Raw genomic sequence first — 2,894 nt, forward strand, 5'->3', positions numbered from 1 at the left:
GGGCAGAAGCCATTCGTGACGAACCCCCGCCCGCTACACTCCCACCGCTCGACGTTTCCCCAGGTCAAGCCACGAAGTACTGCTGGAGTACTAGCAGTCGGATCAGGCGGGCCATCTCCGCGCCTGTGTTCTGTGCCATGCCCCAGTTACCGCCCTTCTCTGAAGGAGTGTTCATGATATTCATCGCCTCGGTCGCCTTCGCGATGAAGTCGGCGCGCAGAGCCGAGCTGGCCTCGATCGCCTCGAACATGGCGTCGATCTCGGCTTGAGTGGCGAGTCCCGCCGTGACAGTGATGGGCCGGCCGGCCAGCTTGTTGTCGTGGTCCGCGTAGATCCAGACCTCCCTGCCGTTCTTCAGGTTGATGTGGGCGCCCTTCACCGACCAGTCCTGCTCCACCGGCGAGACCCACTTGATGCCGCAGAACCTCTTCGCGCTCGCCGTCAGCAGGGTCTGGCCGAACCCGGCGGTGCGCACGCCGGTGCCGCTGGTTGTGTGGTAAGAGGCGCTGCTCGCCGCAGTGTGAGCGCCGGACGAACAGTCACCGGCCCTCCCCGGAGCATGTCTGTTCACGGCCGATGTCACCTCGGCGGTGGCCCGGATCCCCACGCCGAGGGCGCTCATCCGGGATCTCTCCCCGGGAACGCGGCCCTCGGCCTCGCGGCTAACGCTCCGCGGCCCCCCGCAGGGCACGGGCGACGGCCAGGTCGTCGTCGAGGGCGCTCATCCGGACGGGGTCCCTCTCGTCGTCCAAAACGACGGCGCGGACCAGCGTTCCGACAGCTGCCTGCTGGTCACCGCCCGGCCAGCGCGGGTCCTTCGTGTTGTCGATCAGGCCCGCGGTGCCGTCCGGGAGCACTACGTCCAGCCCCCAGGGCCGTACCACGAGCACACGGACGTCGTACTCCTGATGAAGCGTCGAGGGCATGGCACTCAGCCTCCTCACGGCTTGGGTATCCAGGTGCGGGCGACGGTCAGGGCGTTGAACTCGTTCAGCCTGCTGTAGTCGATCTCCCACTCGACCCTGGGCTTCCGTGCGGGCCCTTCCAGCCGTAGCGCTTGGCCGCCTTGGCGAGAACTGCACCAGTAACTTCATGTCCATGCCGTACCGGTACATCCCGGAGGCGTAGGTACCACGCCCCCAGTATTCGGCGGCGACGCTCTGCTCACCGAAGTACACCTTGCCGCTGCTCCCCTCCTCGGCCCCCGGGCCGGGTTCGGACCGTGCAGCCTCTCACAAGCCTCGTCCGCGGTCTTCGGGGACCGGAAGGTGGGGAAGATGCAGTCGATCTCGAAACCGGCGAGGATGTCCCCCGCTCGATCGCCTCCGAGACGCGCCGCCCTTGCCCGGGGGCTTTCCCCTGTCCGTATTCATGGTCCGGCCACGCGGACCATGGCTGAGCTATCCTCCGGGCATGCGTGGACAGTTCGCCGGCTGGCCGGAGCAGGCCATGGACGTGTTGTGGCAGCTCCAGGGCGAACCGACCCCCGTGACCCGGGAGCGCTGCCGCGCCGACCGTGAACGCCTGGTGCGGCAGCCGATGATCGCCCTGCTCAACGAGATCGCGGACACCGATCCCCGGTACGAGGACTTCTCCGTCTGGCACTACCGCACCGACTCCTGGTGGTGGCAGCACCAGGGCGCGGTGATCCGACTCGGCCGCAAAGTCGAGATCGGTCTCCGATTCTCCCTGGACGGCCTGCGGATCCAGGGCGCCTGGTGGTACCCCGACCCCGGCCAGGTGGACATGTTCCGCAGGGCCGTGGCTTCTGAGGGAAGCGGCCGCGAACTGTCCGCCGTCGTCGAGGATCTGCGGCACAAGGGCTACGACATCTCCGGGGACGTGATGAAACGTCCCCCGCGTGGCTATCCGGCAGACCACTGCCGTACGGACTTGCTGCGCCACCGTTCGCTGATCGCTGCCCGTTCCCTCGGCTGCGAGGAGTGGCTGCACACTTCCGAGGCGGTCGAGCGGGTTCTCTCGGCCGCCACCGACCTCGACGCCCTGCTGACGTGGCTGGCCCGCCACGTCAAGCGCGCCGCCTGACATCACCCCGGCCAGCCGATCTCCCGAGCCCGCACCTCAGCGGCCAACACCGCGAAGCTGCGCCCCGGCACGGGACCGGGCAGCCACAGCACGGGCACGCGGCTCACCTGCACCCGCGGCAGCTCGCCGCAGCAGCTCATCGAGGGAGTGAGCCCCCTCCGCTGGGACTTCATCTCCCACAACCGCGCCGACTTCGGCGTGCAGCGGATCTGCCAGGTGCTCGGAGCGTCCCGCGCCGGCTACTACCGGCATCTGGCCACTGGGCAGGCCCGCACCGAGCGCCAGGCCGAGGAGAAGCGGACCGTGAGCGAGATCCGCGCCGTCCACGCCGCACACCATGGCGCCTACGGTGCCCCGCGCGTCCATGCTGAACTGCGTGTGAGAGGACGCAGGATCAACCGCAAGCGCGTCACCCGGCTGATGCGGATCAACCACATCGTCGGCCGGCACCTGCGGAAGAAGAAGCGGACGACGATCGCGGACGGGAGCGCGCCGTCCGCACCGGACCTGGTGATGCGCGACTTCACTGCGGACACGCTGAACACCAGGTGGTGCGGCGACATCACATACATAGCCGTCCGTATGACGTGGCTCTACCTCGCCACGGTGATCGACATCTGCTCGAGGAAGGTGGTGGGCTGGTCGATCGCCGACCACATGCGCACCTCGCTGGTCACCGGCGCGATCGAGATGGCTGTGGCCGCCCGCGGCGGCCGGGTCCACGGCGTCGCTTTCCACACCGACAGGGGCGCCCAGGGCGGATTCAACCGGTCGTCGCAACACCTTGTGATCAGCGAGGTGTGGGATGGTTCGTCGTCAGCAGGCGGCCGATCGGGCGGTGCGCCCGA

Annotated in this window: 3 protein-coding genes and 1 pseudogene; 2 read left to right on the forward strand and 2 right to left on the reverse strand. The window is 68.4% G+C overall.

Translation table 11 applies throughout. The annotated features are described in order from the left end of the window. Nucleotides 1-64: 64 nt before the first annotated feature. Nucleotides 65-622 carry a hypothetical protein gene (locus ACFC02_RS42135; protein ID WP_376368254.1) on the reverse strand — a complete coding sequence of 186 codons (558 nt, stop codon included), beginning with the start codon at nucleotides 620-622 and terminating at the stop codon, nucleotides 65-67. Between the two features lie 40 nt (nucleotides 623-662). Then, nucleotides 663-926 carry a hypothetical protein gene (locus ACFC02_RS42140; RefSeq protein WP_376368256.1) on the reverse strand — a complete coding sequence of 88 codons (264 nt, stop codon included), beginning with the start codon at nucleotides 924-926 and terminating at the stop codon, nucleotides 663-665. A 487-nt stretch (nucleotides 927-1,413) separates the two neighbouring features. Between ACFC02_RS42140 and ACFC02_RS42145 the strand changes: the two genes are divergently transcribed. Then, complete coding sequence (locus tag ACFC02_RS42145) at nucleotides 1,414-2,046, forward strand: DUF2461 family protein (protein ID WP_376368258.1); 633 nt, start codon at nucleotides 1,414-1,416, stop codon at nucleotides 2,044-2,046. 67 nt (nucleotides 2,047-2,113) lie between these two features. Then, nucleotides 2,114-2,802: pseudogene (locus ACFC02_RS42150) on the forward strand (IS3 family transposase); the annotation flags it as partial. Nucleotides 2,803-2,894: the final 92 nt, after the last annotated feature.

This window comes from Streptomyces sp. NPDC056160, assembly GCF_042268205.1.
In the GTDB taxonomy this organism is placed as follows: Bacteria; Actinomycetota; Actinomycetes; order Streptomycetales; family Streptomycetaceae; genus Streptomyces.